The sequence below is a fragment of the Methylobacterium sp. FF17 genome, assembly GCF_025813715.1.
GTDB classification, from domain to species: Bacteria; Pseudomonadota; Alphaproteobacteria; order Rhizobiales; family Beijerinckiaceae; genus Methylobacterium; species Methylobacterium flocculans.
Map to the genome: position 1 here is coordinate 4,398,872 of NZ_CP107532.1, position 26,417 is coordinate 4,425,288.

General features: G+C 70.1%; 28 protein-coding genes. 5 read left to right on the forward strand and 23 right to left on the reverse strand.

Annotated features, from left to right (window positions below; genetic code table 11):
* Nucleotides 1–73 precede the first annotated feature (73 nt).
* A complete protein-coding gene (locus OF380_RS21115) occupies nucleotides 74–646 on the reverse strand; it encodes a polysaccharide biosynthesis/export family protein (RefSeq protein WP_264047288.1) in 573 nt (190 codons plus the stop codon).
* 188 nt (nucleotides 647–834) lie between these two features.
* Between OF380_RS21115 and OF380_RS21120 the strand changes: the two genes are divergently transcribed.
* Nucleotides 835–3,126 carry a GumC family protein gene (locus OF380_RS21120; protein ID WP_264047290.1) on the forward strand — a complete coding sequence of 764 codons (2,292 nt, stop codon included), beginning with the start codon at nucleotides 835–837 and terminating at the stop codon, nucleotides 3,124–3,126.
* A 40-nt stretch (nucleotides 3,127–3,166) separates the two neighbouring features.
* Here the strand turns inward: OF380_RS21120 and OF380_RS21125 are convergent, their stop codons facing one another.
* Nucleotides 3,167–4,366, reverse strand: coding sequence for a GNAT family N-acetyltransferase (locus tag OF380_RS21125; protein WP_264047292.1), 1,200 nt, complete (start codon nucleotides 4,364–4,366; stop codon nucleotides 3,167–3,169).
* 179 nt (nucleotides 4,367–4,545) lie between these two features.
* Between OF380_RS21125 and OF380_RS21130 the strand changes: the two genes are divergently transcribed.
* The gene (locus tag OF380_RS21130; protein ID WP_264047294.1) at nucleotides 4,546–5,616 is read left to right on the forward strand and encodes a polysaccharide deacetylase family protein; all 1,071 of its coding nucleotides are present in this window, start codon (nucleotides 4,546–4,548) and stop codon (nucleotides 5,614–5,616) included.
* A 5-nt stretch (nucleotides 5,617–5,621) separates the two neighbouring features.
* On the opposite strand, the gene OF380_RS21135 is transcribed toward OF380_RS21130, so the two are convergent.
* The 6 genes from OF380_RS21135 to OF380_RS21160 form a co-directional block, all read right to left on the reverse strand.
* Entirely contained in the window at nucleotides 5,622–6,038 is a 417-nt protein-coding gene (locus tag OF380_RS21135; RefSeq protein WP_318784255.1) for a hypothetical protein, read from the reverse strand.
* A 110-nt stretch (nucleotides 6,039–6,148) separates the two neighbouring features.
* On the reverse strand, nucleotides 6,149–6,382 hold the full coding sequence (locus OF380_RS21140) for a DUF2842 domain-containing protein (protein WP_264047296.1): 234 nt from the start codon (nucleotides 6,380–6,382) through the stop codon (nucleotides 6,149–6,151).
* Between the two features lie 111 nt (nucleotides 6,383–6,493).
* Nucleotides 6,494–7,252, reverse strand: a complete 759-nt coding sequence (locus tag OF380_RS21145; RefSeq protein ID WP_264047298.1) for an ABC transporter ATP-binding protein — start codon at nucleotides 7,250–7,252, stop codon at nucleotides 6,494–6,496.
* Nucleotide 7,253: 1 nt separating this feature from the next.
* Nucleotides 7,254–8,006: an ABC transporter permease gene (locus OF380_RS21150; RefSeq protein ID WP_264047300.1), complete on the reverse strand. Its 753-nt coding sequence runs from the start codon at nucleotides 8,004–8,006 to the stop codon at nucleotides 7,254–7,256.
* Nucleotides 8,007–8,193: 187 nt separating this feature from the next.
* Entirely contained in the window at nucleotides 8,194–9,207 is a 1,014-nt protein-coding gene (locus tag OF380_RS21155) for an NAD-dependent epimerase/dehydratase family protein (RefSeq protein ID WP_264047302.1), read from the reverse strand.
* A 200-nt stretch (nucleotides 9,208–9,407) separates the two neighbouring features.
* Nucleotides 9,408–11,051, reverse strand: a complete 1,644-nt coding sequence (locus OF380_RS21160) for an inorganic phosphate transporter (RefSeq protein WP_264047304.1) — start codon at nucleotides 11,049–11,051, stop codon at nucleotides 9,408–9,410.
* Nucleotides 11,052–11,312: 261 nt separating this feature from the next.
* Between OF380_RS21160 and OF380_RS21165 the strand changes: the two genes are divergently transcribed.
* Nucleotides 11,313–11,705 (forward strand): GcrA family cell cycle regulator, encoded by a 393-nt coding sequence (locus OF380_RS21165; RefSeq protein WP_264051423.1) that lies wholly within the window; start codon nucleotides 11,313–11,315, stop codon nucleotides 11,703–11,705.
* 160 nt (nucleotides 11,706–11,865) lie between these two features.
* On the opposite strand, the gene OF380_RS21170 is transcribed toward OF380_RS21165, so the two are convergent.
* Nucleotides 11,866–12,447, reverse strand: a complete 582-nt coding sequence (locus OF380_RS21170; RefSeq protein WP_264047306.1) for a hypothetical protein — start codon at nucleotides 12,445–12,447, stop codon at nucleotides 11,866–11,868.
* Between the two features lie 356 nt (nucleotides 12,448–12,803).
* Here OF380_RS21170 and OF380_RS21175 point away from each other — a divergent pair, with 356 nt between their 5' ends.
* A complete protein-coding gene (locus OF380_RS21175; RefSeq protein WP_264047308.1) occupies nucleotides 12,804–13,364 on the forward strand; it encodes a superoxide dismutase family protein in 561 nt (186 codons plus the stop codon).
* Between the two features lie 48 nt (nucleotides 13,365–13,412).
* On the opposite strand, the gene dxs is transcribed toward OF380_RS21175, so the two are convergent.
* The 6 genes from dxs to ygfZ form a co-directional block, all read right to left on the reverse strand.
* The gene (gene dxs, locus OF380_RS21180; RefSeq protein ID WP_404810625.1) at nucleotides 13,413–15,356 is read right to left on the reverse strand and encodes a 1-deoxy-D-xylulose-5-phosphate synthase; all 1,944 of its coding nucleotides are present in this window, start codon (nucleotides 15,354–15,356) and stop codon (nucleotides 13,413–13,415) included.
* 143 nt (nucleotides 15,357–15,499) lie between these two features.
* The gene (locus OF380_RS21185; RefSeq protein WP_264047312.1) at nucleotides 15,500–15,787 is read right to left on the reverse strand and encodes an exodeoxyribonuclease VII small subunit; all 288 of its coding nucleotides are present in this window, start codon (nucleotides 15,785–15,787) and stop codon (nucleotides 15,500–15,502) included.
* Nucleotides 15,788–15,968: 181 nt separating this feature from the next.
* Entirely contained in the window at nucleotides 15,969–16,502 is a 534-nt protein-coding gene (locus tag OF380_RS21190; protein ID WP_264047315.1) for a tyrosine phosphatase family protein, read from the reverse strand.
* Complete coding sequence (locus OF380_RS21195; protein ID WP_264047316.1) at nucleotides 16,502–17,101, reverse strand: HD family hydrolase; 600 nt, start codon at nucleotides 17,099–17,101, stop codon at nucleotides 16,502–16,504. Before OF380_RS21195 ends, OF380_RS21190 begins: the two co-directional genes overlap by 1 nt.
* Nucleotides 17,098–17,718, reverse strand: a complete 621-nt coding sequence (locus OF380_RS21200; protein WP_264047318.1) for a DNA-3-methyladenine glycosylase I — start codon at nucleotides 17,716–17,718, stop codon at nucleotides 17,098–17,100. Before OF380_RS21200 ends, OF380_RS21195 begins: the two co-directional genes overlap by 4 nt.
* Nucleotides 17,719–17,728: 10 nt before the next feature.
* A complete protein-coding gene (gene ygfZ, locus OF380_RS21205; RefSeq protein ID WP_264047319.1) occupies nucleotides 17,729–18,580 on the reverse strand; it encodes a CAF17-like 4Fe-4S cluster assembly/insertion protein YgfZ in 852 nt (283 codons plus the stop codon).
* A 104-nt stretch (nucleotides 18,581–18,684) separates the two neighbouring features.
* On the opposite strand from ygfZ, the gene OF380_RS21210 reads away from it, so the two are divergent.
* Nucleotides 18,685–20,022, forward strand: a complete 1,338-nt coding sequence (locus OF380_RS21210) for a dihydroorotase (RefSeq protein WP_264047320.1) — start codon at nucleotides 18,685–18,687, stop codon at nucleotides 20,020–20,022.
* A 176-nt stretch (nucleotides 20,023–20,198) separates the two neighbouring features.
* Here the strand turns inward: OF380_RS21210 and OF380_RS21215 are convergent, their stop codons facing one another.
* From OF380_RS21215 to pdxH, 8 genes are all read right to left on the reverse strand, one after another.
* On the reverse strand, nucleotides 20,199–20,699 hold the full coding sequence (locus OF380_RS21215; protein ID WP_318784257.1) for a DUF4411 family protein: 501 nt from the start codon (nucleotides 20,697–20,699) through the stop codon (nucleotides 20,199–20,201).
* Nucleotide 20,700: 1 nt separating this feature from the next.
* On the reverse strand, nucleotides 20,701–21,825 hold the full coding sequence (locus OF380_RS21220) for an ImmA/IrrE family metallo-endopeptidase (RefSeq protein ID WP_264047324.1): 1,125 nt from the start codon (nucleotides 21,823–21,825) through the stop codon (nucleotides 20,701–20,703).
* A gap of 405 nt (nucleotides 21,826–22,230) precedes the next feature.
* Complete coding sequence (locus OF380_RS21225) at nucleotides 22,231–22,485, reverse strand: hypothetical protein (protein ID WP_404810485.1); 255 nt, start codon at nucleotides 22,483–22,485, stop codon at nucleotides 22,231–22,233.
* A 230-nt stretch (nucleotides 22,486–22,715) separates the two neighbouring features.
* Complete coding sequence (locus OF380_RS21230; protein ID WP_404810486.1) at nucleotides 22,716–23,168, reverse strand: TIGR02301 family protein; 453 nt, start codon at nucleotides 23,166–23,168, stop codon at nucleotides 22,716–22,718.
* Nucleotides 23,165–23,641 carry an NUDIX hydrolase gene (locus OF380_RS21235; protein ID WP_264047326.1) on the reverse strand — a complete coding sequence of 159 codons (477 nt, stop codon included), beginning with the start codon at nucleotides 23,639–23,641 and terminating at the stop codon, nucleotides 23,165–23,167. The genes OF380_RS21230 and OF380_RS21235 overlap by 4 nt, the downstream gene beginning before the upstream one ends.
* Nucleotides 23,638–24,834 carry a hypothetical protein gene (locus OF380_RS21240; protein WP_264047328.1) on the reverse strand — a complete coding sequence of 399 codons (1,197 nt, stop codon included), beginning with the start codon at nucleotides 24,832–24,834 and terminating at the stop codon, nucleotides 23,638–23,640. The genes OF380_RS21235 and OF380_RS21240 overlap by 4 nt, the downstream gene beginning before the upstream one ends.
* Entirely contained in the window at nucleotides 24,827–25,549 is a 723-nt protein-coding gene (locus OF380_RS21245) for an SDR family NAD(P)-dependent oxidoreductase (protein WP_264051426.1), read from the reverse strand. The genes OF380_RS21240 and OF380_RS21245 overlap by 8 nt, the downstream gene beginning before the upstream one ends.
* Before the next feature lie 171 nt (nucleotides 25,550–25,720).
* Complete coding sequence (gene pdxH, locus OF380_RS21250; RefSeq protein ID WP_264051427.1) at nucleotides 25,721–26,263, reverse strand: pyridoxamine 5'-phosphate oxidase; 543 nt, start codon at nucleotides 26,261–26,263, stop codon at nucleotides 25,721–25,723.
* Nucleotides 26,264–26,417: the final 154 nt, after the last annotated feature.

Below are 26,417 nucleotides of genomic sequence, written 5' to 3' on the forward strand. Positions count from 1 at the left end.
CCTGGATGGACGCGGGAGTTGCGGACGGGGTTAGGCGAGTCCTAACCGCTCACGGAAGAAGCGCCCGATCAGATCAGAAGAACCGCTCCTTGATCACGATCGTGTCGCCCGGGCGAACGGGATAGGTCATCGGCACGATGCCCGAGACGAGGCCGTCCCGGCCCTCGCGGGTGAGCACCGCGTAGTCGCGCGCGGCCCGGGGGCCGAACCCGGCGGCAATCGCCACCGCGGTCTCGACGGCCATGCCGTTGACGTAAGGGTACTGGCCCGAGGTCGTGACCTCGCCCAGGATGTAGAACGGCCGATAGGCGTCGACCTCGACGGTGACGTGCGGCTCGCGCACGAAGCCTGCGGCGAGCTTGGTCTCGATCGTGCGCGCCGCCTGGCTGGTGGGCTGCCCCCCCACCTTCACGAGGCCGATGAGCGGCATGGCGATGTTGCCGGCCCCATCGACGGCGTAGATGTTCGAGAGGTTGTCCTGCCCGAAGACGATGACCCGCAACCGGTCGCCCGCCGAGAGGGTGTAGCGCGCCCCGATGGAGCCGGTCCCCGTGGCGTCGAGCTGATCCGTCCGGAAATCCGGGCGCAGGCACCCGCCGAGCGCGAGGCTCGACGAGAGAGCTATGAGAAGTGATCGCCGGTTCATCAACACCGCCGCCGTGAGGAATATGTGGTGCGAGACCTACGGCCATATGGTTAACGAAGACTGACGCTCCGCGGTCGCGAGGCATCGGCACCCCGCTTCTTAACGTCCGGTCAATCTTAACGCGCTCTAATCATCCGCGAGCCGGCATTCTCGCGGTCGGCATCCTTGCCTTGCGTGAAGATCGAGCCATGCCCCGCTCCTCGCCGTTCCAGCCAGACGCAGCACCGACGCCCGCCCCGGGCGAAGGTCTCGGGCTGACGCACCTTGCCGGTCTGCTGCGCCGGTCGTGGCGGTGGATCGTGATCCCGACCGCGCTGGCTACCATCGGCGCCGTCGCCTTCGTGCAGATCGTGCCGCCGCGCTACACCGGCGAGGCGAAGATCCTCCTCGAGAGCCGGGACACGTCCTTCACTCGCAGCGCCCAGGAGCGCGGCGAGCAGCCCCAGCCCATCGACGAGCAGGCGGTGGCCAGCCAGGTGCAGGTGGTGATGTCCCGCGATCTGGCGCGCGAGGCGATCCGACGTCTGTCGCTCGCCGGCAACGCGGAGTTCGACCCGAGCGTCGCCGGCATCGGCCCGATCCAGCGCGCCCTGATGATGATCGGGCTCGCCAAGAACCCAATGGAGCGCCCGCCCGAGGAGCGGATGCTGGAGACCTATTTCGACCGCCTGACCGTGTTCCCGGCGGGCAAGTCGCGCATCCTCACGGTGGAGTTCCGCTCCCGGGACCCGCACCTCGCGGCGCAGGCGGCCAACACCATCGCGGAACTCTACATCGCGTCCCTCGATGCGGCCAGGACCGACACCGCCCGCTATGCCTCGACCTGGCTCGGCGGCAACATCGAGACCCTGCGCACCCGCGTGGCCGAGGCCGAGGCCAAGGTCGAAACCTACCGGGCCAGGAACGGCCTCATCGCCACGGGCGGAGCGGCCGGCCAGCCGCTCGGCGCCCAGCAGCTCGGGGAATTGTCGACCCAGCTCTCCCAGGCCCGCACCGCCAAGGCGGACCTCGCCGGCCGGGCCAAGCTGATCAAGGAGATGATCAAGGACGGTCGGGCCTTCGAGATCCCGGATGTCGCCAACAACGAAATCATCCGCCGCACCGTCGAACAGCGCATCACCCTGCGCAACCAGTTGGCCCTCGAATCCCGGACTCTGCTCCCCGCCCATCCTCGGATCAAGGAACTGACGGCGCAGATCTCCGACCTCGACGCCCAGATCAAGGCCACCGCCGAGCGGGTGGTCCGCACCCTGGAGAACGATGCCCGCATCGCCGAGGCGCGGGTCGAGAGCCTGGGCGCGGCCGTCGACGCGCAGCGCGACGTCGTCTCGAAGGGCAATTCCAGCGAGGTCCAGTTGCGGGCCCTGGAGCGCGAGGCCAAGGCGCAGCGCGAACAGCTCGAATCCTACCTCTCGCGCTACCGGGAGGCGTCGGCTCGCGACGCCGAGAACGCCACCCCGGCCGATGCCCGCGTGGTCTCCCGCGCGATAACGCCCGAGACCCCCTCGTTCCCCAAGAAGCTGCCGATCGTCCTCCTCGCCGCCGTGCTGGGGCTGCTGTTCTCCATGGGCGGTGTCATTGCCCACCATCTCCTGCGCGATCCCGACGGTTCGGGCCGGCGCCGGCGTGACGAGGCCGATGCGGACATCGCCCGTCCTCAGGCCTCCAGCCAGCCCTTCGTCTTTCCCGAGGCTTCCCTCGCCCTCGCGCGCCAGGCGGAGATCCCGGCCGCGACGCCCCGGGTCGCCACGGCCACAGGCATGGAGATGGGCGCGACGGCGGAGCACGGTGAGCTCAGAACTTCGGCCGGCAACCGCACGCGCGGCCGCGATGCGGCGGAAGCCTACGACCTCGATGACCTGATCGCCCGTCTTCGCACCGGGTCGATTCCGGACGGGAAGGCCGGTCGCACGATCCTCATCGTCGAGACCGTTCCCGCCGGCCGGGGCACCCCCGGCCTCGCGGTGAACCTCGGCGGAACCCTGGCCGCCGGCGCAACCGCCGTGGTGCTCGACCTCAACGGCCCCGCCTGCAGCGAGGAAGAGGCAGGCCTCACGGACCTGGTGGCGGGCGAGGCCGACTTCCTCGACGTCATCCAGTCGATTCCCGGCTCGCCCCTACATGCCATCTCGCGCGGCTTTATCAGTGCCGGGATCCTGGTGGAGGAGCCCCAGGCGCTCGCGATCACCCTCGATGCGCTGGCGGAAACCTACGACTGGGTGGTGTGCCGCCTCGGCGCACCTCGGACCCGGATCGCCCGCGAGATCCTGGCGACGGCGGGTCCGCACATGGCCTGCGTGGTGATCGCCTCCGACCGAGATCCGGAGGATGCCGAGCTCGTGCAACTCTACGGCCTCGCCGAAGCCTCTGGAGCCGGGCAGGTCCTCGTGGCTCAGGATCGCGTGGCCGGTACCCTCCAGTCTCGCAAGCCGGCCTACGCGTCGGACGAGGACATGCCGCTGCGCCTCTCGGCGGCCTGATCGCTTTCCCATCGTCCCGGCGCGATCGCGCCGCGACCGGCTACTCGCCCGGCCCGGCCACCCGTCGGCGCAGGCGCATCGCCAGCCCCATCAGGCGCGGATCGCGCTTGATCCGGCGCTTCAGACGGGCCGTGACGACCGCCTTCAGGGCAAACAGGTGGCCCCGCAGGGTCACCGGGATGGTGACCTCCCCGAGTTCGATGGTCTCGTCGCAGATATTCGCCTTGTAGCGGGCCTCGCCGACACCGAGGTCGAACGCGCGGCGACCGCGGGCGGTCTGATCGGCGATGAGGTGATGGAGCAGGATGTCGCCGGGGCTCGAACGGCTGACCGCCGGATCGCTGTCGAACGAGGTCATCATGCCGCTGTAGCGCTGCGCATCCACGGCACCGGCGAACACAGCGAAGACGCGGCCTGTCTGGCTCGCGACCAGGGCCGTCACCTCGATGGCGGGCGTGCCCCCGTCGAGCGCGGCGCCCCGCGCCAGGAAATCGCGCACCGCTGCGTCGGCATAGGGGTTGGCGAGTCCCATGGCGGCGAGACGACCGGCCTTCTGCGCGTAGAAGGCGGCGAGGTAGCGCTCGACCTCCTCGGCCGTCGTGGCCCGCCGGCACGCCACCGGGCCGAAGGCTTCGACGAGCTTCTTCTCCTTCGAACGCAGCTTCTTGCGCGCGTCGCTGCTGAAGACGCGCTTGACCGTCGAATCCGGATCGGGGCCGAGGATCAGCCCGTAGGCGTCGCTCGGCGCGGGCTCGGCCCGGAACGACATCGGGTTGGCGGCCCCGTCCCAGAAGCGTGGCTGGTGCGAGAGGGCGTAGACGTCGATGCCCGCATCACGGCCGAGCAGGCGAAGCGGTTCGATGAGATCCTCGGGCCGCATCGCAGCGGCCTCCCGGGAGGCGAAGAGGGGCATGTGGTAGTTGGCATGCTTGGCGCCGACCACGCGGGCCACCAGCATCCCGCCCTCGCGGGCGACGACCAGGGGCAGGAGCACGCGCGGCCGCCCGGACGCGTCCCGCAGCACGACGATGCGCAGGGTGGCCTCGGGCGCGCTCCGCGCATAGGCCGCAACCCAATCGAAGCGCTGGTAGGGTGTCGCCAGGACCGCCGGGTCGGATTCCATTCCGCGCCACAGGGTCTCGACGGCCCCGAGGTCCTCGACGATCTCGGCGCTCAGGCCGCCCTGGACTCGGTCACACATCGCGCCGGCTTCGGTCCTTCCGTGAGCAAGTGCAGCCATGCCGTCATTCCTGGTGGCCGGCGGAGCGGTCTCCGCCGAATCGCCCGCCCCGTCATGGAACCCGAGGCCTTAACCGGCGGGTGACACGGGCCGGGCCGAGGCCGGGTCTCTGCCCGCGTGGGTAACGAAACCTTGCCGGACCGCGTGCTTGGCTATCGGCCTGCCCTGAGGGATTCACCATGTCGTCTCTCGACACCCCCGCCCTGAGCCGCCGCCACCGCCTCTTCGCGGCGGGTTTTCGCGCCATCGCGGCAAGCCGCGCCGACCTCTGGCTCGGCCCGGTCGCCCGGGGGCGCGGCGTCGTCCTGACCTTCCACCACGTCCGCCCCGGTGCGCCGGGCGCCTATGCACCCAACAGCCTGCTGACGATCACCCCGGACTTCCTCGATCGGACCCTCCGCCTGGTGCGGGCGCGCGGCTTCGAAATCATCGGCCTCGACGCCTTGCCCGGGCGCCTCGCGAGGGGAGGCCGCCCCTTCGTGGTCCTGACCTTCGATGACGGCTACCGGGACAACGCCGAGCACGCGGCTCCCATCCTCCGGCGGCACGACGCACCCTGGACGCTGTTCGTCACCAGCGATTTCGCGAGCGGCCGGGGACGCCTGTGGTGGCTCGAACTGGAGCGGGCGATCCGGCGCCTCGACCGGATCCGGATCGTCGACGGGATCGACCCGATCGACCTGCCGGCCCGCGACGCGGCGGAAAAGTCGAGGGCCTTCGAAGCCGTCTACCGCAGCCTTCGGAGCGGGCCGGAGGCACGCCTCCTCGCGCGGATCGCCGATCTCAGTGCGGAGGCCGGCTTCGCACCAGGTACCCTGGCGGGTGAGCTCTGCCTCACCTGGTCTGAATTGCGGGATCTCGGGCGCGATCCGGGCGTGACCTTCGGCGCGCACACGATCAGCCACCCGATGCTGGCCAAGCACGATGCCGCGACGGCGCGCCGAGAAATCGCGGAGGGGCGAACCCGGGTCGCAGCGGAACTGGGCCGCCCCGTGATCCACCTGTCGTATCCGTTGGGCGATCCGACCTCGGCCGGCGGGCGCGAGTTCGGCCTCGCCCGCGACCTCGGCTTCGCCACCGCGGTGACGACCCGTCCGGGCCACCTCTTCGCGGCACATGCGGCGCACCTGCACGCGCTGCCGCGCGTCTCGGTGAACGGGCATCACCAGACGGAAGCAGCCCTCTCGGCCCTGCTCTCGGGCGTCCCGTTCCTCGCCTGGAACCGGGGACGCCGGCTCAACGTGGGCTGATCCCCTCAGCGCCGGCGGCGATGACGGCGATACGAGCGGGTCTCCGCCCCGGCGACCGCGAAGCTGGCGCTCTGGCGCCCATGGCGCGCGTGGCGGCCCCGCCGCCCACGCCGCCCGACGGACGCGATGGCGGCCTCCGTCGCCGCGGCGCTGGCCGCGATCGATTGCGGAATGGCAGCGAGCGCGGCGGCGACGGAGGCCGAAGTGGCGGCCGAGCCGGCCGCGATGTTCCCGGCCACGTTCCGGGCGGCGGGCCCGAACATGGCGAGGCACTGATTGTAGGCGAGGTCGTTCTTCAGGCGCTCGCAATCGGAGACGGAGCGCGGGGCGGACTGGGCCAGGGCAGAGCCCCCCGAGAGAACGGGGGGCGCCGACAGGATCGCGAGGCCGAGCATGAGCGAGATCGTGCGCAGACGAGGCATTGAGCTTTACGGCGACCCTTTAACGAAAGACACGGCTCGCTTCTGGTCCGCGAGTACGGCGAAAAACCGACGCCGACCGGTGTTTTCCACGCCATCCGCCCTCGGCGCGGCTACCGAGGATCGTGCGGCTCGTCGTGCGGGACGTCGTTCCTGCCCATCCAGCTGATCAGGGGCATCAGGGGGAAGATCCAGGCGATGCCGAGCAGCGCGTAGAGCACTGCCTGCACGCCGGCAGGGGTCTGGGAGATGCGGCTATCCGCCAGCGCCATGGCCAGCGGCGCGTAGATGATGATGAAGGCCAGCATCACGATCGTGCCGATCAGCGAGCGGGTGCGGCGGCGCATCGGCTTGGTCCTCGAAATGCGGGTGTCTCCTGCCCACTGGGCGTAGAGGGGCGGGCACGCCATGGCAACGGGCGCGCCCGCGACCCTTGTGCTCGCCCGTCGCTCGGCGGATCAGAGTTCTGCCGAGCGATTCGACAGTTCCGAGCGCAACTGCCGGGCGGCCTCCTGCAGGGCGGCATCCCGCCGCTGCCGGGGCCGGGGCACCGCAACCCGCATCTCCGCCGCGAGCCGGCCGGGGCTGCCCGCCAGCACCACCACGCGGTCGGCGAGAGTCACGGCCTCGTCGATGTCGTGGGTGACGAACAGGATCGTCTTGCCCGTCGCCGCCTGGATGCGCTGCAGCTCGTCCTGCAGGCCCTCGCGGGTGAAGCTGTCAAGTGCCGAGAACGGCTCGTCCATGAGGAGCACGTCGGGATCGACCGCGAGCGCCCGGGCGATGGCGACCCGCTGGCGCTGGCCGCCGGAGAGCTGGTGCGGCCAGCGCTGGCCGAGGTCGCCGAGGCCGACAAGGTCGAGCATCGCCTGCGCCTTGGTCAGGCGCTCGGCCTTCGACAGACTGCTTCCCTCCAGTCCGAAAGCCACGTTGGCGATGACCCGGCGCCAGGGCAGCAGCCGGGCATCCTGGAAGACCAGGGCCATCGGCACGCGACAACCCGGCCGGGGCGCGAGTCGCACGCGGCCCGAACTCGGTTTTGCCAGCCCGATCAGCACACGCAGAACCGTGGACTTGCCCACCCCCGACTCGCCGACGATGACTAGGAACTCCCCGCGTTCGACGTCGAGGTCGAGGTCGGACAGGATGACGTTGCGGATGCCCGCGCGCTCATAGGCGAGGCTGAGGCCTGCGATGGAAATGATCGGCTCGGACATGTCAGGCGCGCCACCGGAGGAGCCACCCCTGGAGGGCGACGAAGGCCGTGTCGAACAGGCCGTAGAGGGCGGCCATGGTGAGCATGTAGACGACGACGATGTCGGTGGAGAGCAGGCTCGAGGCCTGCATCATCCGGGCGCCGACGCCGGGCACGCCGAAGATCTCGGCGGCCACCACCGCCATCCAGGCCTGACCCAGCGCCGTGCGCAGGCCGACCAGGATTCCCGGGGTCGCCGCCGGCAGCAGGATTTTGGTGAGCCGCGACCAGGGCGAGCCGAAGCCGAAGGCCTGGGCCACCTCCACGAGGTCGCGGTCGACGCCGCGCACAGCCCCTTGCGTTGCGAAGAAGACGATCCAGAACACACCGATGGCGATGATGAACACCGCCGCCTCGGGCTGGACGCCGAACCAGATGATGGCGAACGGCACCCAGGCAAGCCCGGGGATCGGGCGCAGCAGGCGCACGATCCAGGCGGTGAAGGCCTCGAACCCCCGGAACATGCCGCTGAGCAGCCCCAGGGCGATGCCGGCGGCGGCTCCCACGCCGAGGCCGGCCACGTAATGACTGAGACTCGACACCACAGCCTCGCCCCAGACGCCGAGACGCACCTCGTTGAGGAAGGCCGCCGGAATCGTGCTCGGCGGCGGCAGGAAGGCCGGGCTGATGAGGCCGAGGCGCGGCATCGCCTCCCAGAACAGTAGGAAAGCGAGAAGCCCGGCGGCGGCGAGCCCGGTGGAACGCAGGGCCCTCATGGCCGGGCGCCCGGCGCGGTCGCGCCTGTGCCGGAAGGGTTGGCGTGCCGCCGGAGGTTGGTTCGAGACATCATCGGACTGGCGTGCTTCGTGGCGATGGGGCAGCGACCTGCCTGCTGCGGGAAGAACCGGCTCCGGCGCACGAACCCGTGCGGGAATCCGGCCGATACGACGTCGTGTGGGAAGGTCAGGCGCCGTAGTACTGCCGATACCATGCCACGAAGGCAGGAATCCCGACGGTCAGCGGCGTTTCCGGCACGTGCCCCACCAGCGCCCGCAGGAGGTCGGTGCTCGCCTCGGTTCGGGGAACGTCGCCGGGGGGCAGGGGCTTGAGAACGCGCTCGGCGCGGCGCCCGAGGGCGCGCTCCAGCTCGTCGATCATCGCGTCGATCCGCACCGGCCGGCCGCCGCCGATATTCACGAGGCGATACGGCGCCACGGGACTGAGGGTGTCGCCCGCAAGCACCCGTCCAGCGCCGCTCCCCGGCAGGGGCGGGGGCCGGTCGATCAGGCCGCGAATCGCCGTGACGAGATCGTCCACATAGGTGAAGTCGCGCTCGGCCGCACCGTCCGCGAACACCTCGATCGGTACCCCCGCCAGGATCTTGCGGGTGAACAGGAACAGGGCCATGTCCGGCCGGCCCCAGGGTCCGTAGACCGTGAAGAACCGGAAGGCCGTCGTCGGAATACCGAAGAGATGGCTGTAGGCATGCGCCATGGCTTCGCCGGCGAGCTTCGAGGCGGCATAGAGGGTGAGCGGCGTCACCGAGGGGTCGGCCTCCCGGAACGGCATCGCGGTGTTGCCGCCATAGGCCGAACTGGTGGAGGCGAACAGCAGGTGGCGCACCGGATGCGCCCGCACCGCCTCGATCAGGTTCGCCGTGCCGACAAGGTTGGCATCCACGTAGGCGCCGGGATTTTCCAGGCTGTGGCGCACCCCGGCCTGGGCCGCGAGGTGGACGACGACGTCCGGCTTCGCTCGGCCGATCGCCTCCAGCAGCGCACCCGGCGTCTCCAAACGGGCTTCGACAGCGGTGAAATGCGGGCGTTCCGCCAGGGCGGCGTGGCGCGCCCGCTTCAGGCCGACGTCGTAATAGTCACTGAAGCCGTCGAAGCCGGTAACGGCGTGATCCTCGTCGAGGAGGCGCCGCGCGAGATGGTAGCCGATGAAGCCGGCGGTGCCGGTGACGAAGACGCGCATGGGGTCCCTTGCGGCCGTCCGAACCGGGCTGAGCCTGCCCCCGACCTACACCCAGTGCCGTGCGACCTCAAGAAACCGGGGCATCGCCCCCTTGGGGGCATTGGAGATTGGGAGGCAGGGTGCCGGAGCCCCGATCGGGAGTTGGAACCAACATCTCCACCCCGGCCTCCCCCATAGGCGGATGGGAAAGCCCTCGCGCCTCAGAACACGTGCCGCAGGATGAAGAACAGGCCGCCCGCCAGGATGATCGCGGCGGGCAGGGTGAGCACCCAGGCGAGCGCCATGTTGCGCACGGTGGCCACCTGCAGCCCCGAGCCGTTGGCCGCCATGCTGCCGGCCACTCCGCTCGACAGGATATGGGTGGTCGAGACCGGCAGGCCGTAGACTTCCGCGAGGCCGATGGTGCCGGCAGCCACCATCTCGGCCGAGGCGCCCTGGGCGTAGGTGAGGTGGGTCTTGCCGATCCGCTCGCCCACCGTGACGACGATGCGCTTCCAGCCCACCATGGTGCCGAGGCCCAGCGCCAGCGCGACCACGACCTTGACCCAGGTCGGGATGTAGCGCGTGCCCTCGTTCAGGAGGTTGGCGTAATCCTTGAGGGACTTGGCCTCCTCGGGCGAGAAGGTGGCGCCATCCGCCGGCAGCAGCCGCACCGCGTCGGCCGCCAGGTACATGTCGTTGCGCAGGTTCGGGGTTGCGGCGGCCGGCACCTGCCGGATCGCTCCATGACGCTGGACCGAGGCGGCGATGTCGTCGGAGAGGACGGCCAGCGCCGCGTAGACGGCGGGCTGGTTCAGATCCTTGCTGCGCAGGGCCTCGGCGACCCGGGTCCGAGCAGCGGCCGGATCGGGGGCTGCGCCGCCGCCAGCGTGGCTCGAGAACACCGCACCGGCCCCGCGCGATTGCTGGACGAAGGCGGGCGTCATGTCGTCGGACATGGTGCGATTCAAGGCGTAGGCGGTGGGCGCCGCCCCGATCAGGATGAGCATGATCAGGCCCATGCCCTTCTGCCCGTCGTTGCCGCCGTGGAAGAACGACACCAGGGTGCAGGTCAGGATCAGCAGGGCGCGGATCCAGGGTGGGGGTGGCGCCTCGCCCTCGGGCGCCGCGTAGAGATCCTTGCGCTTCACCACGGCCTTCATGGCGAGCAGCAGCAGGGCGGCCAGGACGAAGCCGAGGACGGGCGAGAGCAGCAACCCCTCCAGCACCTTCATAGCCTGTCCCCACTCGACGCCGGAGGTGCCCTGGCCGTCCGGAGCCATCAACTGGTTGGCAAGGCCGACACCGATCACCGAGCCGATCAGCGCGTGCGAGGAGGAGTTCGGCAGGCCCAGCGCCCAGGTGCCGAGATTCCACAGAATCGCGGCGATGAGCAGCGAGAAGATCATCGCGTAGCCTGCAGCCGAACCAACCTGGAGGATCAATTCCACCGGCAGCAGGGTGACGATGGCGTAGGCCACCGCGCCCGAGGACAGCATGACGCCGAGGAAGTTGAAGGCGCCGGACCAGATCACAGCCACCAGAGGGGGCAAGGCGTGGGTGTAGATCACGGTCGCCACCGCGTTGGCGGTATCGTGGAAGCCGTTCACGAACTCGAAGGCGAGCGCGATGAAGAGGGCGAGGGCAAGCAGGGCGAAGGCCCCGATCGCGAGGGGCGACTCATCCACCGCATTCATGTCGTGGATCAGGCTGTACCCAGCATAGGCGAGCCCACCTGTCAGGACGAGCCCGAAGGCGATCACGCCCGAGACATGGAGGCCTCCGTCGAGATTCGGTCCCTTGCGCGGTGCGGCGGCGATCGGGATGGTCGCGGGACGAAATCCGGGAGCGCTCGCATCAGACATGTGGGTTCCTTCAGAGCCGACCGATGACGTCATGGTCACAGACGGATGACACCTGCGTGAAGACGCACCATCTTGGGATGAGATCTCCCTTCTCGAACGTGGGGGAACCCGGGCCGGGCGGCCGGCTTGGGCACCGGCACGGCGAAACGCGCGTGCGATTTCTGTGCGCCGCAGCACACGCCCGTACAGGGACTTGTTTGCTGGAAGCCAAACCCCAGATATAACAGTAGCATGACGCTGCCGTGCCCAACGCGGCCGTCGATGTGTTTTCCTCGGGGTCGAGGAATTTCCTCACGAAGGTGCGTGGCCACAGGCCGGGCCCGGGTGAGGGAAGGGCCTACCGGGATACAGCGCGCTTCTCATCCGTCACATTCCGCGGGGCCTCGCCCGCGACACACAAGTCCGCGAGTCATTCGATCCATGAACCAGCTTGTCCGCACGCCCCAGGTCGGCGAGGCCGATGCCGTTGCCGAACCCTCCGCCTCGTTGCGGGTTCCCTTCGCGCAATCCGGCGCCTTCGTGTGCAAGTTCATCATCGGTGAGCCGAACGACCGTGCCGTCTGCTGTGGCGCCCCCGCGCCGGACGGCAAGAGTTGGTGCGCGTTCCACCGCCGCATCGTGTTCGAGCCGGCTCGTCCCGGCCGCCTGCGCTGAGGCTCAGAACCTCAACGCCCGGGACATAGCCCCGCCGGTCAAGCCGGCGGGGTTTTCTTTTGGCGACCCAACCTGAGCGGGCCTCTCAAAGCTCCTGGGGACCGACCGTTTTCCTTTGGCCGATGCACTGCGGCGCGTGCTGTGTGAGAGACCCTGAGCGCTAATCGTCCGCATCCGCGTCGACCGGCCGATACGTCCGCAGACGGCGCCCGTCGGGAAACTCGACGCTGCGGGAGCGGACCACGAGGTAGCCCGCCTCCTCCGCCTGGCGGATCCGCGCGGCGCGCCCGTCATCGTAGACCATGGGTCTGACCGGCATCTCCCCAACCACGTAGCCGTAGCGGATGACCGGAGCCGGAACATAGGAGCGGGGTCGCACCGTCACGACCCGGAAGCCGGAATCGTGGCCCGGCCCGCGCAGGCGCGGCGCAGTGCCGACAACCTGGCGGCGCGGGACGGCGGGTCGCGCAGCGACCTTGGCACGCGGTGCCGGACGTACGCTTGCGGCTTTCGTGCGACCGGGCCGGGGGGCCGAGGGCTGAGCCGCCGGGACCGTCGCTGCCTTAACGGCTTCGACCGGTTTCGGCGCATCGACCTTCGGACCGGCGGTCTCGCGGGCGGGTGGGTCGGTCCAGGCCCGCCCCCCCTTGGCGGCGGGGTCCGTCTGAGCCGCGGCAAGGGCGGGAAGGAGTCCCAGAGCGAAAGCGGCGATTCCGAAGCAGCGAGGGGCGGCAAACGTCATGAAGACCTCCCAACCAGCATTGCGCCGTGAAGCGCCGAGTCATCGTCTCGCCGGTCGCAGTCATCGTCTGCGAATCACCGCTCAAGAGCAGGCTCGTTTCCGAAGCTTAAGGAAACATAACCGCTTCGTCCACGCACCGGCGACGCGAGCCGGCGGGCATGGGCGTCGGCCCTGTGGAAGACGTTCCTCCAATTCCGGACGCGCCCGAACGATACAGTTTCGCGCTCCGGCGGCTGGCGTCCCGGCGTCACGCATGGGAAAGGTCAGGGGCACCCACGGCATTGTCGTGGATCGCACCGGGTCCATCTTCGTTGACGCTCCACATTCGATCCCGGCGTGGAGAGGAGAGCCATCCCATGAGACGACCCCTGTCGGTTCTCGCCCTGGCCGCGAGCACGGTCCTCGCGGCCCATACCGCCCTCGCGCAGACGACGCCCGCAGCGCCCGAGGCTCCGGCGGCCGCAGCCCCCCAGACCTTCGAGAGCCCCATCCAGAACGGGAAGGGGGAGCCCATCGGCAAGATCGTGATCCGCGACGGTGCGAGTTCCCTGGTCATGCGCGTGACGATTCAGCCCGGCGGTCTCCCTCCCGGCTGGCACGGCATCCACTTTCATGCTGTCGGCGACTGCTCGGACACCGCGAAATTCGAGAATTCCAAGGCCCACGTGAATCACGACCAGAGCAAGCACGGCCTGCTCAACGCGGAGGGGCCGGACGAGGGCGACCTGCCCAACGTCTTCGCCAATGCGGATGGCTCGGTGAACGCGGAGGTGTCCAGTGAGACGCCGCTGACCGGCGAGGGCGCCCTGAAGGATGGCGACGGCTCCGCACTGATCATTCACGCCAACGAGGACGATCACACCACCCAGCCGATCGGCGGCGCCGGCGCGCGCATCGCCTGCGCGGTGATCAAGTAAGAGCGACGGCCCCCGGTGCCGCGCGGCACCGGGGGCATCATCCCTGACCTACTTCTGGACGACGCTCACGAGCTTGGCACCCCGCGCCTTCCGCTCGGGCAGTGCGGCCTTGACGACCTTGAGGATGCCGGCGGCGTCGAGGCCGGCCTCGGCGTACATCGCGTCCGGCGTGTTGTGGTCCTGGTAGGTGTCCGGCAGCGTCAGCGTGCGCACCCGGACCCGGCCCGCATCCAGCGCGCCCCTGTCCGCGAGCAGGTGCAGCACCATCGCGCCAAAGCCCCCCACCGAGCCCTCCTCCAGCGTCACCAGAACCTCGTGGCTGCCCGCCAGGTCCAGGATCAGGCTCTCGTCCAGCGGCTTGGCAAAGCGCGCATCCGCCACCGTGACCGCGACCCCCTCTGCCTCCAGGAGGTCGGCCGCCTTCAGCGCCTCCGACAGGCGCGTGCCCAGCGCCAGCAGAGCCACCCGCGCGCCCTCCGGCCGGCGCACCATCCGCCCCCGGCCGATCGGCAGCACCTCGCCCCGCTCGGGCAGGTCCACGCCCACGCCCTCGCCGCGCGGGTAGCGCAGCGCGATCGGGCCGGTGTCGTGCGCATGCGCCGTGGCCACCATGTGCACCAGCTCGGCCTCGTCGGAGGCCGCCATCACCGTCATGTTCGGCAGGCAGCAGAGATACGCCAGGTCGAACGCGCCCGCATGGGTCGCCCCGTCCGCGCCCACCAGCCCGGCCCGGTCCAGGCAGAAGCGCACGGGAAGGTTCTGCAGCGCCACGTCGTGCACGACCTGGTCGTAGGCCCGCTGCAGGAAGGTCGAGTAGATCGCCACGAACGGCTTGTAGCCCTCGGTGGCGAGCCCCCCCGCGAAGGTCACCGCGTGCTGCTCGGCGATGCCGACGTCGAAGGTCCGGTCCGGATGCGCCTTGCCGAACAGGTCGATGCCCGTGCCTCCCGGCATGGCGGCGGTGATCGCCACCACCTTGTCGTCGGCATCGGCCGCCTTGATCAGGCTCTCGCCGAACACCCGGGTGTAGGCCGGGGCGTTGGGCTTGGCCTTGGCCTGGACGCCGGAGAGCACGTCGAACTTGACCACGCCGTGGTAGCGGTCGGCGCTGGCTTCAGCCGGCGCGTAGCCCTTGCCCTTCTGCGTGACCACGTGGAGCAGGATCGGGCCCTGCTCGGAGTCGCGCACGTTCTTGAGCACGGGCAGCAGGTGGTCGAGGTTGTGCCCGTCGACCGGCCCGACATAGTGGAAGCCCATCTCCTCGAACATCGTGCCCGAGCCCACCACCAGGGAGCGGGCGTATTCCTCGGCCGCGGCCGCGCGCTGGTAGAGCCCCTTCGGCAGGAGCTTGCCGAGCTGCTTGGCGGTCTCGCGCAGGGACTGGTAGGTGTCGCCCGAGGCCAGCCGCGCGAAGTAGGCCGACATCGCGCCCACGGGCGGCGCGATCGACATGTCGTTGTCGTTGAGAATGACGATGAGGCGCGAGTGCAGGGCGCCGGCATTGTTCATGGCCTCGTAGGCCATGCCCGCCGACATCGAGCCGTCGCCGATCACCGCGATCATGTTGCGGCGCTTCGGGGCCGGCGCGCCCTTGGCCTTGGCGGAGGCCTCGTCGAGGTCGCGCGCCACCGCCATGCCGAGCGCCGCCGAGATCGAGGTGGAGGAGTGGGCCGCCCCGAACGGATCGTAGACGCTCTCCGAGCGCTTGGTGAAGCCCGACAGGCCGCCGGGCTGGCGCAGGGTGCGGATGCGGTCGCGTCGGCCGGTGAGGATCTTGTGCGGGTAGGCCTGGTGGCCGACGTCCCAGACGATGCGGTCGTCGGGCGTGTCGAACACGTGGTGCAGCGCCACGGTGAGCTCGACCACCCCGAGCCCCGAGCCGAGATGCCCGCCCGTGACCGAGACCGCCTCGATCATCTCCGCCCGCACCGCGTCCGCCACCGCCTGAAGCTGGCTCTCCGGAAGCAGACGCAGCGCCGCAGGCTCCGACAACCCGTCGAGAAGCGCCGTCGCGCCTGTAGAATCTTGCGAGGTTTCTTGCCGTGACACCGAACCAACCTCACGCCCGGAGGGAAGACATGCACGCAATTGCTTGCGGCCAATGACAAAATCCGACCCGCGCCCTGATCGGGCGCCTAATCGACATCGAGGGGTGACACGCCGGCGGCCTTGCCATCGGCCCCGAGAGTGATCTTCTGGATGCGGGCCTCGGCCTTCTGAAGCAGGCCTTCGCAATGGCGCTTCAGCGCCTCGCCGCGCTCGTAGATCGCCACGGATTCGTCGAGGGGCACATCCCCCTTCTCCAGGCGACGCACGATGTCCTCGAGCTGCTCCAGGGCCTTCTCGAACGGCAGGTCCAGGGCCTGATCGCCGGCGCCGGACGTCGACGCCGTCGGCGCAACGGCGGGTCGCGTGACACTCATTCTAAACTACCCCTTGATTCTGACGGTCTAAGCCTGCTGCCCGGAAGCCGGCAACCCGATCCGCGGTAACCCGCCGCGTTTCGTCGTACGGGGCGGCGTTTGCGCCACACCCCAGTCGGTTCACCCGAAGCGGGGCGAGGAGTGCAGGCCCTGGATCCAATTCTTACGCCGAGCAGATGACTTAGAGCCGAGTCCGGATGTCCGACGTTAACGCCAGGCGGAAAACCTCGCCCTCGAAGGCGTCGGCGCCGCGTCCGATCCCGGTGATCGCCGCGACCATCCGCCCATGGCGGTCCAGCATGCTGTCGGCGATGGCCACGAGGAGCGCGTTCGGCGTCGCCGAGGGCGAGGCCACCCGGAGGCTCCGGGCGATTTCGGCCTCGTCGCGCTCCGGCGCCAGGGCGCAGGCGACGAGGTAGGCGGCCGCCGTCGAGCGGCTGATCCCGGCGTAGCAGTGGATCAGGAGCGGCTGCTGCCGGTCCCAGGCCCGGGCGAAGGCGAGGATCGCGGCCACGTGCGCCTCGTCCGGAATCACGTGGCCGTCCAGCGGCGCGACGATGTCGCTGGCCTCGATCACGCAGTGGCGCCCCTCTGCGATGCCCGCGGGCCGGGCGATCGCAGTGCCCTGCTTCATCAGGGTCATGAGGTGCTCCGCCCCGGACGCCGCGAGGGTCTCGGGCAGGCGGGAGAGGGGGCAGACCTGGAGGTGGGGCATCAGGAATCCGGGCCGGTCAGGGCGTGGAAGCGGGTGAGGAAGCGGGTCTGCGCGACGTCGGTGGGCCAGGGCGCGAGCAGCGCGCCGGCATCGGGGCGGAGCGCCGCGCAGGCCCCGAAGACCACATCGGCCTCGTCCCGCGAAAATCCTGCGAGTTCAACGGCTTCGTGGTAGGCCGCGATGCCGTCCGCCCGCTTGACCAGGGCGATCCGCGCCGGCCTGGGATCGGGCAGGCCGAAGCGCTGGCGGATCGCCGCGAGGAGCCGGCGCTCCACCGCCTTGTAGGAGTCGCCGATCGTCGCCTTGAAGGGCGAGATGATGTCGCCGATCACGTATTCCGGTGCATCATGCAGCAGAAGTTCGAGGCGCGCGGCTGCATCAAGCTGCGGATCCAGTGCATCGCCGATCGCCTCCACCAGCAGGGCATGCTGGGCGACCGAGAAGACGTGCGGACCCGCCGTCTGCCCGTTCCAGCGGGCGACCCGGGCGAGGCCGTGGGCGATGTCGGCGATCTCGATGTCGCGCGGGGACGGGTCGAGGAGGTCGAGGCGCCGGCCCGACAGCATGCGCTGCCAAGCGCGCGCGCGCGGGCCGGTCATGCCCGGGCCCCCAGGGCGGCGCAGGCGGCGTGGCGATGGCAGCCGGCGAGGTGGTCGTTGACCAGTCCGACCGCCTGCATGAAGGCGTGGACGATGGTCGGGCCGCAGAAGGCGAAGCCCTCGGCCTTCAGGGCCCGGGACAGTTTTCGCGAGACCTCGGTCTCGGTGGCGATGCCCGCCCGGTCGACCGCCCGGCCCTGGATCGGCGCCCCGTCCACGAAATCCCACAGGAAGCGGCTGAACCCCGGTCCCCGCGCCTCGATGGCGAGGTAGGCCCGCGCGCCCGCGATGGTGCCGACGATCTTGGCCCGGTTCCGGATGATGCCGGTGTCCTGCATCAGCCGCTCGACGTCGGCCGGCGTGAAGCGCGCGATGGCCTCGGGGTCGAACTCGACGAAGGCCCGGCGAAACCCCTCGCGGCGGCGCAGGATGGTGATCCAGGACAGGCCCGCCTGGAACCCGTCCAGGATCAGCTTCTCGTAGAGGGCGCGGCCGTCGCGCTCGGGCACGCCCCACTCGGTGTCGTGATAGGCGACGTAGACCGGGTCGGTGCCGGCCCACCAGCAGCGGGCGCAGCCGTCGGGATGGTGGATCAGGCCGGAGGCGTCGGTGTGCATCGGCGAGGCCTTAACCGGCTTGGCCCGCCTCGGGAAACGCGAAGGTCGCGAAGGCCGGCTTCTCGACGCCGACGGGGGCCCGGCCGGCCCGCAGGGGTTCGCCGGCGGCCAGCGCGTCGGCGAGGCGGTCGAGGCGCAGGAGCCCGAGGCCGCGCCGGCCGGCGACGCTCCCCACCGTGCCGAGGGTGCGCTGCCCGGCGGTGATCTCCGCGCCGGCCTCCAGCGCCTCCTCGGACACCGCCACGAGGGGCACGATCCGGGTGCGGGCGGTGCCGCGGTGCTGCATGCGCGAGACCACCTCCTGGCCGACATAGCAGCCCTTGCGGAAATCGACGCCGCCGAGCTGGTCCATCAGCGCCTCGTGCGGGAAGGCGTCGGACCAGGGGAAGTCGCGTCCGCCCTCGGGGATGCCGATCCGGATGCGGTGGGCGTGGTACTCGGCCTCCGTCGCATCCGCCGAGAAGGCGCCGGCCTCGAAGTGGAGGCGCGCGCCGAGGGCATCGAGGCGGCCGTCGCGGAGGCGGGCGACCGTCGCCGCGGTGGTGGCCCCGTCCCAGGCGGCGGCGACCCCGAGGGTCGGGTCGAGGGCGATCGTCACCCGGGCGCGCAGGCGGTAGAGGCCGAGGCGCTTGGCGAGGTCGGCCGCGCGGTCGGCCGCCACGTCGAGGTGGTAGCCGTCGCCCGCGCGGGCGAGGAGGAAGTCGAACAGGATCTTGCCCTGGGGCGTGAGCAGGGCGCCCAGCCGCGCTTCGCCGGGCTCGAGCGTCTCGACATTGCAGGTCACCACGCCCTGCAGGAAGCCCGGCGCGTCCTCGCCCGTGACGGTGACGACGGCGCGGTCCGGCAGCAGGGCGATGGGCATGGCGACTCCTCGACGGCGGCATTGCGCGCCACCGGGAGCTGACATAAGCCGCCCGCGACCCCGTCTCAATGCGCCCCGGACGGACCCGCCCGAGGAGACCCGGAATGGACCAGCCCTTCGACCTCATCCTCGCCGGCGGCACGGTGGTGAACCAGGACGGCGAACACCGCACCGATCTCGGCATCCGCGCCGGGCGCGTCGCGGCCCTGGGCGACCTCTCCGGCGCCGCGGCGGCCGAGCGGCGCGACTGCACCGGCCTGCACCTGCTCCCCGGGGTGATCGACAGCCAGGTGCATTTCCGCGAGCCAGGGCTCGACCACAAGGAGGATCTCGAATCAGGCTCCCGCGCCGCCGTCATGGGCGGCGTCACGGCGGTGTTCGAGATGCCGAACACCAACCCGCTGACCACCAGCGCCGAGGCGCTGGCCGACAAGGTGGCCCGCGCGCACCACCGCATGCATTGCGACTTCGCCTTCTGGGTGGGCGGCACCCACGAGAACGCCGCCCTGGTGCCGGAGCTCGAGCGCCTGCCGGGGGCGGCCGGCATCAAGGTGTTCGTGGGCTCCTCCACGGGTTCGCTGCTGGTGGAGGACGATGCCGGGGTCACCGAAATCCTGAAGCGCACCCGCCGCCGCGCCGCCTTCCACGCCGAGGACGAGCCGATGCTGCGCGCGCGAAAGGACCTGCGCGTGGCCGGCGACCCCTCCTCCCACCCGGTCTGGCGCTCGCCCGAGGCCGCGCTCAAGGCGACGCAGCGCCTCGTGCGCATCGCCCGCGCCACGGGGGCGCGCATCCACATCCTGCACATCTCCACGAAGGAGGAGATGGCCTACCTCGCCGACGCCAAGGACGTGGCGACCTGCGAGGTGACGCCCCACCACCTCACCCTCGACGGCGACGAGGCTTACGCGCGCCTCGGCACCCTGGTGCAGATGAACCCGCCGGTGCGGGGCGCGGACCACCGCGACGGCATCTGGCACGGGCTGGCACAGGGCGTCGCCGACGTGCTCGGCTCCGACCACGCGCCGCACCTGCTCTCGGAGAAGGCCAAGCCCTATCCGAATTCACCCTCGGGCATGACGGGCGTGCAGACCCTGGTGCCGATCATGCTCGACCACGTCGCCGCCGGCCGGCTGTCGCTGGCCCGGTTCGTCGACCTCACCAGCGCGGGCCCGAAGCGCCTGTTCGGCATCGCCCGGAAAGGCCGCCTCGCGGTCGGCTACGACGCCGACGTGACGCTGGTGGACCTCAAGCGCCGCGAGACCATCCGCAACGACTGGATCGCCTCGAAATGCGGCTGGACCCCCTATGACGGCGTCACCGTGACCGGCTGGCCGGTGGGCACCCTGGTGCGGGGCCATTGCGTGATGTGGGAGGGGGTAGTGACGGAGCCGTCGCGGGGCGAGGCGGTGGTGTTCGAGGAGGCGTTGGCGGTGGGGTGAGGCTGGGGCCGTTTCGCCCACGCCGATCACCGGATGATGATCCTTTCGGCTGTGAGAGACCTGCACGACATGGGGGTGACCGCAAACGCGCGGCCCCCGAACGACCGCGCATCGTCGCCAAACATCGGATGTCCTGACGAGCGGACCGCAATAGGACTTGGTCGAAAGCGCCAATCCTAGATCGTATGCCCCTCACGACGGAGCATGTCATTGAAGGTCAGGTGCTCGACGCCCTCCAGCTGGCAGATATCCGGAATTCGCCTCTTAACGGTTGAAGTCCCGGCTGATACTTCCATGCTGATCAGAGGAATGCCCAACGTTTTCGCCAAGGCGATGATCGTTATGTCATTCAGGCCGACCGTTTGCCTGCGATCGCTGTTGTACTCGGCGATGACGCCTTCGTAGTCGGTCTGCATCCGGACCACGCATTCGATGTAGACATTTGCTGGCCAATGCTCGTCATCAACATCGAGCAAGAGAACGCGCTCGTTACCACGCAGGCATTCTCCGATGCCGCCCGGCATGCGCGTGAGCTCCGCATAAATCTCCGCAGTGCAAGCCAAGCATCCAGATCGAACCATGGCGCCCATCAAGCGCCACAACGAAACATGTATATCTTCCGGAGTCGTCTCCATCGGATTGGAAAATCCCGATGTGTCGAGACAATACCTTTTCATGCTAAACTGCGAACTCTTCGCGGATGCGAAAAAGATGCTCCAAGTTCTTTATACCCATGAACTCGGAGGCACTATGGTTCGTTATCTTTCCCGTACTCCAAGCTTCAATGACAAGTCCGGTATATAGATCTCCAAGCCTTGAACGATATCTTGAGCCATAGTACCTGGGCCTACCAAAGCCTGCATAGTCAGCCTCTTCCCGCACGTATACAGGCCGCTTCTGCCGCCAATAGAAATTGGGCTCCACATACCTCAGATTCACCAGCCTAATCAGCGCCGCATGCTTACTGACCTTAAAAATCTCTGAGATAGACCTGATTTCCTCATCCGCTATTTTCTCGAGCGGGATGCTCGGCTTAGGCCGAACGATGTTCATCGCGTCCCGTGGCATGAGGAATGCCGCTGAAAACCTGTCGCACCATCGCTCAACCCTAGGCCGACCGGTGCCGATAGTCCGGGCAAACGGCTCTGTGTCACTGACCGCACTCGCGCGAAGGAGAACATGACCAAGCTCGTGAGCAAGTGTAAACACCTGCGCCCCGGGTGACTCTCCTGTATAGACGATCGTAGGCAGGACATCATGCGCAAGGCAAAGCCCCCGAGCACCGATCTTCTTCAGATCGGCATGTTTGAGCGTAAGAATTCCAGCACGTTCCAGATGGGAGCGCAGAACGTTTGGAAACTTATCACGGTCAGAGCGCGGCATATTCAACTGGTCTGCGACAGACAAACCAAGGGCTGCCCTCGAGGAATTCGCTGCCTCTTCGGTACCGTCGTCAGTATCTGCTCTCAGACCTTCAGGCAGCTTCGGGACGTCCTCGCCTATCGCCGCAAACAGATCGATCGTGTTCAGGCGCTGAGATGCTGCCCATTTCTGCAGTGAGCGAAGCTGCCATTCTTGTTCCGCGGATCGGTCGTCTGTTCGCTGCCTGAAATCCGGGGCAATCTCGACCGGCGTCTCGGTGGGAGGAGCCTTCCGGAAAAATTCGATGAAGGCGCGACCGTAAGCATCCGCCAGTCGGCGGGCTTGCTTGACCGTTGGACCAGCCTCGCTGCCAGGAGCCTCCCAAGCCAGGATGTCGGCAGCATCTTTGCTGATGGCCTTCGCTGCGTCCTCGACGCTCAAACCACGCCATTCCCGCGCCCAACGCAGCATCGCTGGGTTATAAGGTGGGCGGGGTTTTTTCGGGTTCGTCTCGATCACGGTAGGCCGAGCGTATCAAAAGGGGGTGAGAACGAAAGGTGGGCGGCAGATCGCTCTGAAAGCCAAGTCTGCGCCATGTCGGCCCTATTTAGTCTTACGCGGGATACTCTTGCGCATGACGGGCACGGCGAGGGCGACCGTCGTGGATGGCGACCGTCGTGGATCGGATTCGCAGAATCCAATCGACGGTCAGCGGTTCGACATCAAGACCTTAGCGTGCGATTCCGAAATCATACAATCCTGAGTGAAAAAGGGCGAGCCCGGCCGGACTCGCCCTTGATTCTGTCTGTGCGGATCGGCTCACACCCGTGAGCCGCCACCAATACCTCAGTGCTGCGGGCTCGTCGTGAACGCCCCACCCCGGATGCGATCCGGAAAGCCTTCCGCATAGAGGGCGGTGGCTTCCTCGCCGTAGGTGGTGACGAGTTCCTGGAAGGCTGCGAACAGGGCGGCCTGGGCCATGCAGTCCCCGTCGAGACCGTCGAGACAGCCCTCCGCGAAGGCTTCCGAGACGTAGCCCAGCGCGGCGCGCTTGTCGTCGAGATCCGCCTCGAAGGGCGCGGAGACCGTTTCCATGTGCATGGGCCACATCATCGTTTGGGCCGGCGAACCCCCCGGCCAGTCCCATGAGGATAGGGCGGGTCGCCGGCTTCGCAAAGCCAGGAATTGCGAAGCGGTTAACGCGGGCGCTCAAATTCTTCATTTCGGTGCGGCGCGAAGAACCTGTGGCCCGGCCGCATCACACGCCGTCGCTGAGCGCTTCGGCCGTCACGTTCGCAGCGCGCGAACCCTTCGGCCGGACCCGGCATCGCTCATCCCCCGAAGCGGCTCGCCAGGGCGTGCGAGAGGCGTTCGCCCTCGGCGATGAAGCGTCCCGCGGCCTCGGCGGCGGCGGGGGTGCAGACCCGGTAGGTGAGGCTGTAGCCGCGATAGCCGCGATTGTAGGCGCCGGCGAGCCGGTCGCGCCGGTTCGGGGTGACGCCCTCGGCCTCCATCAGGGCCTTCATCCGGGCGGGCCACTCGGCGGCGTCCGGGGTGGCGCAGAGTTCGCGCAGGAAGGCGAGCGACCCGATGATTTCGGAGAGCCGCAGCAGGTCGCGGTCGTAGGGTGCCGGCGGCGGCTCGGGCGGGGGCGGCGGCTCCTTCTCGGCGGGCTTGGCCGGGGTGGGGCGGGAGGAGCCGCCCCGGGATTGCTGGGCCTGCCCGGGCTCGGGCACGGCCAGCAGGAGGGCGAGGGCGGCGAGGCCGAGCGCGCGGATCCTCACGCCACCGGCTCCCCGTGTCCGGCGGCACGGGCGAAGGCCTCCCGCACGGTGTCGGCGAGGCCCGGCGTGGTGTCCAGGGTGGCGAGTTCGGCCAGGGTGACCCAGCGCACCCCGAGGGCCTCCGGCCCGGCCGTGGGCTCGCCCCCGGTCCAGCGGGCGGCGTGGGGATGGACGACGTAGTGATGGCGCACGCGGCCCGCCGCGTCGCGCAGGATGATCTCGGTGGGGCTGAGGACGCCGACCACCTCCGCCGCCAGGCCGACCTCCTCCTGCAATTCCCGCAGGGCGGCCTGGGCCAGGGGCTCGCCCGCCTCCACGAGGCCGCCGGGCAGGGTCCAGACCCCGCGCATCGGCTCGTTGGCGCGCGCGGCGAGGAGCACCCGGTCCCCTCGCAGGACCGCGATGGAGGTGCCGACGAAGGGCCGGGTGGGAAACAGCCGGGATTGCGCCGCGTCCGCGCCCGCGTCGCTCACGGCGTCACCACGGCGATGCGGCCGTCGGCGAGGCCGACGAGGAGGCGGGCGGCGGCCCCCCGCCCGAGGCTGACCACCCCGAAGGCGGCCGGCCCCGGCAGGGTCGCGCGCGCGCGCTCGCGGATGCCGTCCTTCAGGGAGACGATCGCCAGGGCGCTCCGGTCCGCCACCGGCAGGGCGAGTTCCGGCAAGGCGCGTTCCGGCAAGGCGCGTTCCGGCAAGACGCGTTCCGGCAAGACGCGTTCCGGCAAGGCGCGTTCGGGGGCGCCGTCCCGGGCGGGCTCGACCAGGGCGGCGAGATCCGCCTCGCCCTCGCCGGGGGAGACGTTGGTGTAGCCCGGCGCCTCGTGGGCGAGGCGCAGGGCGCCGCCCTCCAGGGTCCAGAGCTGCAGCAGCCCCGCCCGGTCGGGGGCCGCCACGGCGGCGACCTGGGGCTGGCCCGCGCCGGAGAAATCCGCGACGGCCGCCGGCTTGAGGGGCTGGCCGCCCGGCGCCGTGTCCTGCGCGGGGCCGCGGGCGTGGAGCGTCCAGCCGGCTTCCGGCTTCGTGAACAGGGCCAGCGCGCTGCCCCCCGAGGGGGCGATCGTGACCGCGACCAGGGCGGGCCCGCCCGCGAAGCGGGTCAGGCGGGGGCGGCGCAGGGCGAAGGCCGCCTCGGGCGCCGGCGACAGGGTGGTGGTGGCGACGGGCACCGGCTTCGGGTCGCCCCCCATCGCCACGGGCTGGCGCTCGCGGATGACGAGGTGGGCGGCCTGCTCGGGGCCGCCGGCGAGGGCGGGCACGGGGTCCGCGAGATGCGCGCTCAGGGGGCCGGACACGGCGCGGCGGGAGCCGGGCAGGGCGCCGCGCGGGGTCTCGGACGCGGCCAGGCCCTCCACCGCCTCGGCGCCGAGGAGCGTGGTCGTCACGCGGCCCTCGACGAGGCTCAGCGCCGCGCCGCCGCCATCGCCCCAGGCCACCGCGATGGGCGCGTCCCCGTCCGCGCGGGCCGGGTCGCCCCCGCGCGGACGCGCCAGGGGCAGCAGGCCGGAGGTGGCCACCGCGACCGCGACCTCGCTGCCGGGCCCCCGCAGGGCGCGGGCGCGGAAGGGCAGGTCGAGGATCGCGACGGTGGGTTCGGCCGAAGCGGGTCCGGTGAGGAGCGGCGCGGCGGCGACCAGGAGGGCGACGAGGCGCACCGCCCGCTCAGACATGCTGGCCGCCGTTGATGTGCAGCTCGGCGCCGTTCACGTAGGACGAGGCCTCGGTGCACAGGAAGTAGATCGCCTTGGCGACCTCGTCGGGGGTGCCGAGGCGGCGCTGGGGAATGCCGGCGACGATCTTGTCGGTGCCGGGCGACAGGATCGCGGTGTCGATCTCGCCCGGGGAGATCGCGTTGACCCGGACCCCGAGGGGGCCGAAATCGCTCGCCATCTCGCGGGTCAGGCCGGCGAGCGCCGCCTTCGAGGTGCCGTAGGCGGCGCCCGCGAAGGGGTGGACGCGGGATCCCGCGATCGAGGTCACGTTGACGATGGAGCCCTTGGCCCGGGTCAGCTCCTCGCAGAGACCCCGCGCCAGGAGGAGGGGGGCGAACAGGTTGACCTGGAACACCCGCTGCCAGTCGCTGAAATCGGTGGCGATGGCGCCGAGGCGCTCGCCCTGCGGGCCCTTGGGCGAGATGCCCGCGTTGTTGACCAGCGCGTGGAGCAGGCCGCCCTCGGCGGCGAGGCGCCCGGCCACCTCCGCGATGCCCCGCACCGTGTCGGCCGGGTCGGCGAGGTCGACCTGGAGGTGATCCTCCGGGCCCATCTCCCAGGGACAGTTCTCCGGAAACGCGTGGCGGGAGCAGGTGATCACCCGCCAGCCGGCGGCCGAAAAGCGTTTGACGGTGGCGTGGCCGATGCCACGGCTCGCCCCCGTGAGCAGCATGACGCGCCGGCGTTCGTTGGATGAGGCCAAGACCGTTCCTTCTCGGATGGGCCGGCATTCCGCGCGGCGTCACCGCCCCGCCCGAGATACCCCCACACCGCGTTCAGGTCTAAGCGGCGCCGGCCCCGAAATCCAGCGCCATCCCGCGACGCAGCACGAGGGAGGGGCGGCTCAGGGATAGAGCCGCGCCCCGCGCCAGGCCTCGCCGTCGCGGGTGAAGCGGACCCGGTCGTGCAGCCGGAACGGCCCGTCCTGCCAGAACTCGATCGCGACCGGCGCGATGCGAAAGCCCGTCCAGTTCTCCGGGCGCGGCACCGGGCCCTCGCCGTAACGCTCCGCCACCGCCGCGACCGCCTGTTCCAGGGTCGCCCGGTCGGCGAGCGGACGCGACTGGCGGCTGGCATGGGCGCCGATGCGGCTGTCGCGCGCGCGGCTGGCGAAGTAGGCGTCCGCCTCCTCGGCCGTGACCGGGGTCACGGGGCCCCGGGCCCGGATCTGCCGGCGCAGGCTCTTCCAGTGCAGCACCAGGGCGGCCTGCGGGTTCTCGCGCAGCTCGTCGCCCTTGGCGGAATCCACGTTGGTGTAGAACACGAAACCGCGCGCATCGACGCCCTTCAGGAGCACCACGCGCACGTCCGGCAGGCCGTCGGCCCCGGTGGTGGCCAGCGCCATCGCGTTGGGATCGTTGGGTTCCGAGGCCTCGGCCTCGGCCATCCAGGCGCCGAACAGCGCCCAGGGGTCGCCGGCGCGGGTGAAGTCGCCGCCGGGCCCCAGGGCCTCCCCGCCCGCGCTGCGGGAGGCGGGATCATCGATCCTTAACCGTTCCAAGGTGTAATCCTGTGGTGAGATCCGGGTCGGGGGCACCGAC

What these genes read in the sequence shown, in the direction of transcription:
- OF380_RS21125 (WP_264047292.1), bottom strand. Translation starts at nt 4,366, where the DNA reads ATGGCTGCACTTGCTCACGGAAGGACCGAAGCCGGCGCGATGTGTGAC.
- OF380_RS21130 (WP_264047294.1), top strand. Translation starts at nt 4,546, where the DNA reads ATGTCGTCTCTCGACACCCCCGCCCTGAGCCGCCGCCACCGCCTCTTC.
- OF380_RS21215 (WP_318784257.1), bottom strand. Translation starts at nt 20,699, where the DNA reads ATGAAAAGGTATTGTCTCGACACATCGGGATTTTCCAATCCGATGGAG.
- OF380_RS21170 (WP_264047306.1), bottom strand. Translation starts at nt 12,447, where the DNA reads ATGACGTTTGCCGCCCCTCGCTGCTTCGGAATCGCCGCTTTCGCTCTG.
- OF380_RS21120 (WP_264047290.1), top strand. Translation starts at nt 835, where the DNA reads ATGCCCCGCTCCTCGCCGTTCCAGCCAGACGCAGCACCGACGCCCGCC.
- OF380_RS21200 (WP_264047318.1), bottom strand. Translation starts at nt 17,718, where the DNA reads ATGCACACCGACGCCTCCGGCCTGATCCACCATCCCGACGGCTGCGCC.
- OF380_RS21210 (WP_264047320.1), top strand. Translation starts at nt 18,685, where the DNA reads ATGGACCAGCCCTTCGACCTCATCCTCGCCGGCGGCACGGTGGTGAAC.
- OF380_RS21155 (WP_264047302.1), bottom strand. Translation starts at nt 9,207, where the DNA reads ATGCGCGTCTTCGTCACCGGCACCGCCGGCTTCATCGGCTACCATCTC.
- OF380_RS21225 (WP_404810485.1), bottom strand. Translation starts at nt 22,485, where the DNA reads ATGCACATGGAAACGGTCTCCGCGCCCTTCGAGGCGGATCTCGACGAC.
- pdxH (WP_264051427.1), bottom strand. Translation starts at nt 26,263, where the DNA reads ATGGCCGAGGCCGAGGCCTCGGAACCCAACGATCCCAACGCGATGGCG.
- OF380_RS21175 (WP_264047308.1), top strand. Translation starts at nt 12,804, where the DNA reads ATGAGACGACCCCTGTCGGTTCTCGCCCTGGCCGCGAGCACGGTCCTC.
- OF380_RS21190 (WP_264047315.1), bottom strand. Translation starts at nt 16,502, where the DNA reads ATGCCCCACCTCCAGGTCTGCCCCCTCTCCCGCCTGCCCGAGACCCTC.
- OF380_RS21245 (WP_264051426.1), bottom strand. Translation starts at nt 25,549, where the DNA reads ATGCTGCTCACGGGGGCGAGCCGTGGCATCGGCCACGCCACCGTCAAA.
- OF380_RS21160 (WP_264047304.1), bottom strand. Translation starts at nt 11,051, where the DNA reads ATGTCTGATGCGAGCGCTCCCGGATTTCGTCCCGCGACCATCCCGATC.
- OF380_RS21145 (WP_264047298.1), bottom strand. Translation starts at nt 7,252, where the DNA reads ATGTCCGAGCCGATCATTTCCATCGCAGGCCTCAGCCTCGCCTATGAG.
- OF380_RS21135 (WP_318784255.1), bottom strand. Translation starts at nt 6,038, where the DNA reads ATGCCTCGTCTGCGCACGATCTCGCTCATGCTCGGCCTCGCGATCCTG.
- OF380_RS21140 (WP_264047296.1), bottom strand. Translation starts at nt 6,382, where the DNA reads ATGCGCCGCCGCACCCGCTCGCTGATCGGCACGATCGTGATGCTGGCC.
- OF380_RS21185 (WP_264047312.1), bottom strand. Translation starts at nt 15,787, where the DNA reads ATGAGTGTCACGCGACCCGCCGTTGCGCCGACGGCGTCGACGTCCGGC.
- OF380_RS21150 (WP_264047300.1), bottom strand. Translation starts at nt 8,006, where the DNA reads ATGAGGGCCCTGCGTTCCACCGGGCTCGCCGCCGCCGGGCTTCTCGCT.
- OF380_RS21195 (WP_264047316.1), bottom strand. Translation starts at nt 17,101, where the DNA reads ATGACCGGCCCGCGCGCGCGCGCTTGGCAGCGCATGCTGTCGGGCCGG.
- OF380_RS21240 (WP_264047328.1), bottom strand. Translation starts at nt 24,834, where the DNA reads ATGTCTGAGCGGGCGGTGCGCCTCGTCGCCCTCCTGGTCGCCGCCGCG.
- OF380_RS21165 (WP_264051423.1), top strand. Translation starts at nt 11,313, where the DNA reads ATGTGTTTTCCTCGGGGTCGAGGAATTTCCTCACGAAGGTGCGTGGCC.
- ygfZ (WP_264047319.1), bottom strand. Translation starts at nt 18,580, where the DNA reads ATGCCCATCGCCCTGCTGCCGGACCGCGCCGTCGTCACCGTCACGGGC.
- OF380_RS21115 (WP_264047288.1), bottom strand. Translation starts at nt 646, where the DNA reads ATGAACCGGCGATCACTTCTCATAGCTCTCTCGTCGAGCCTCGCGCTC.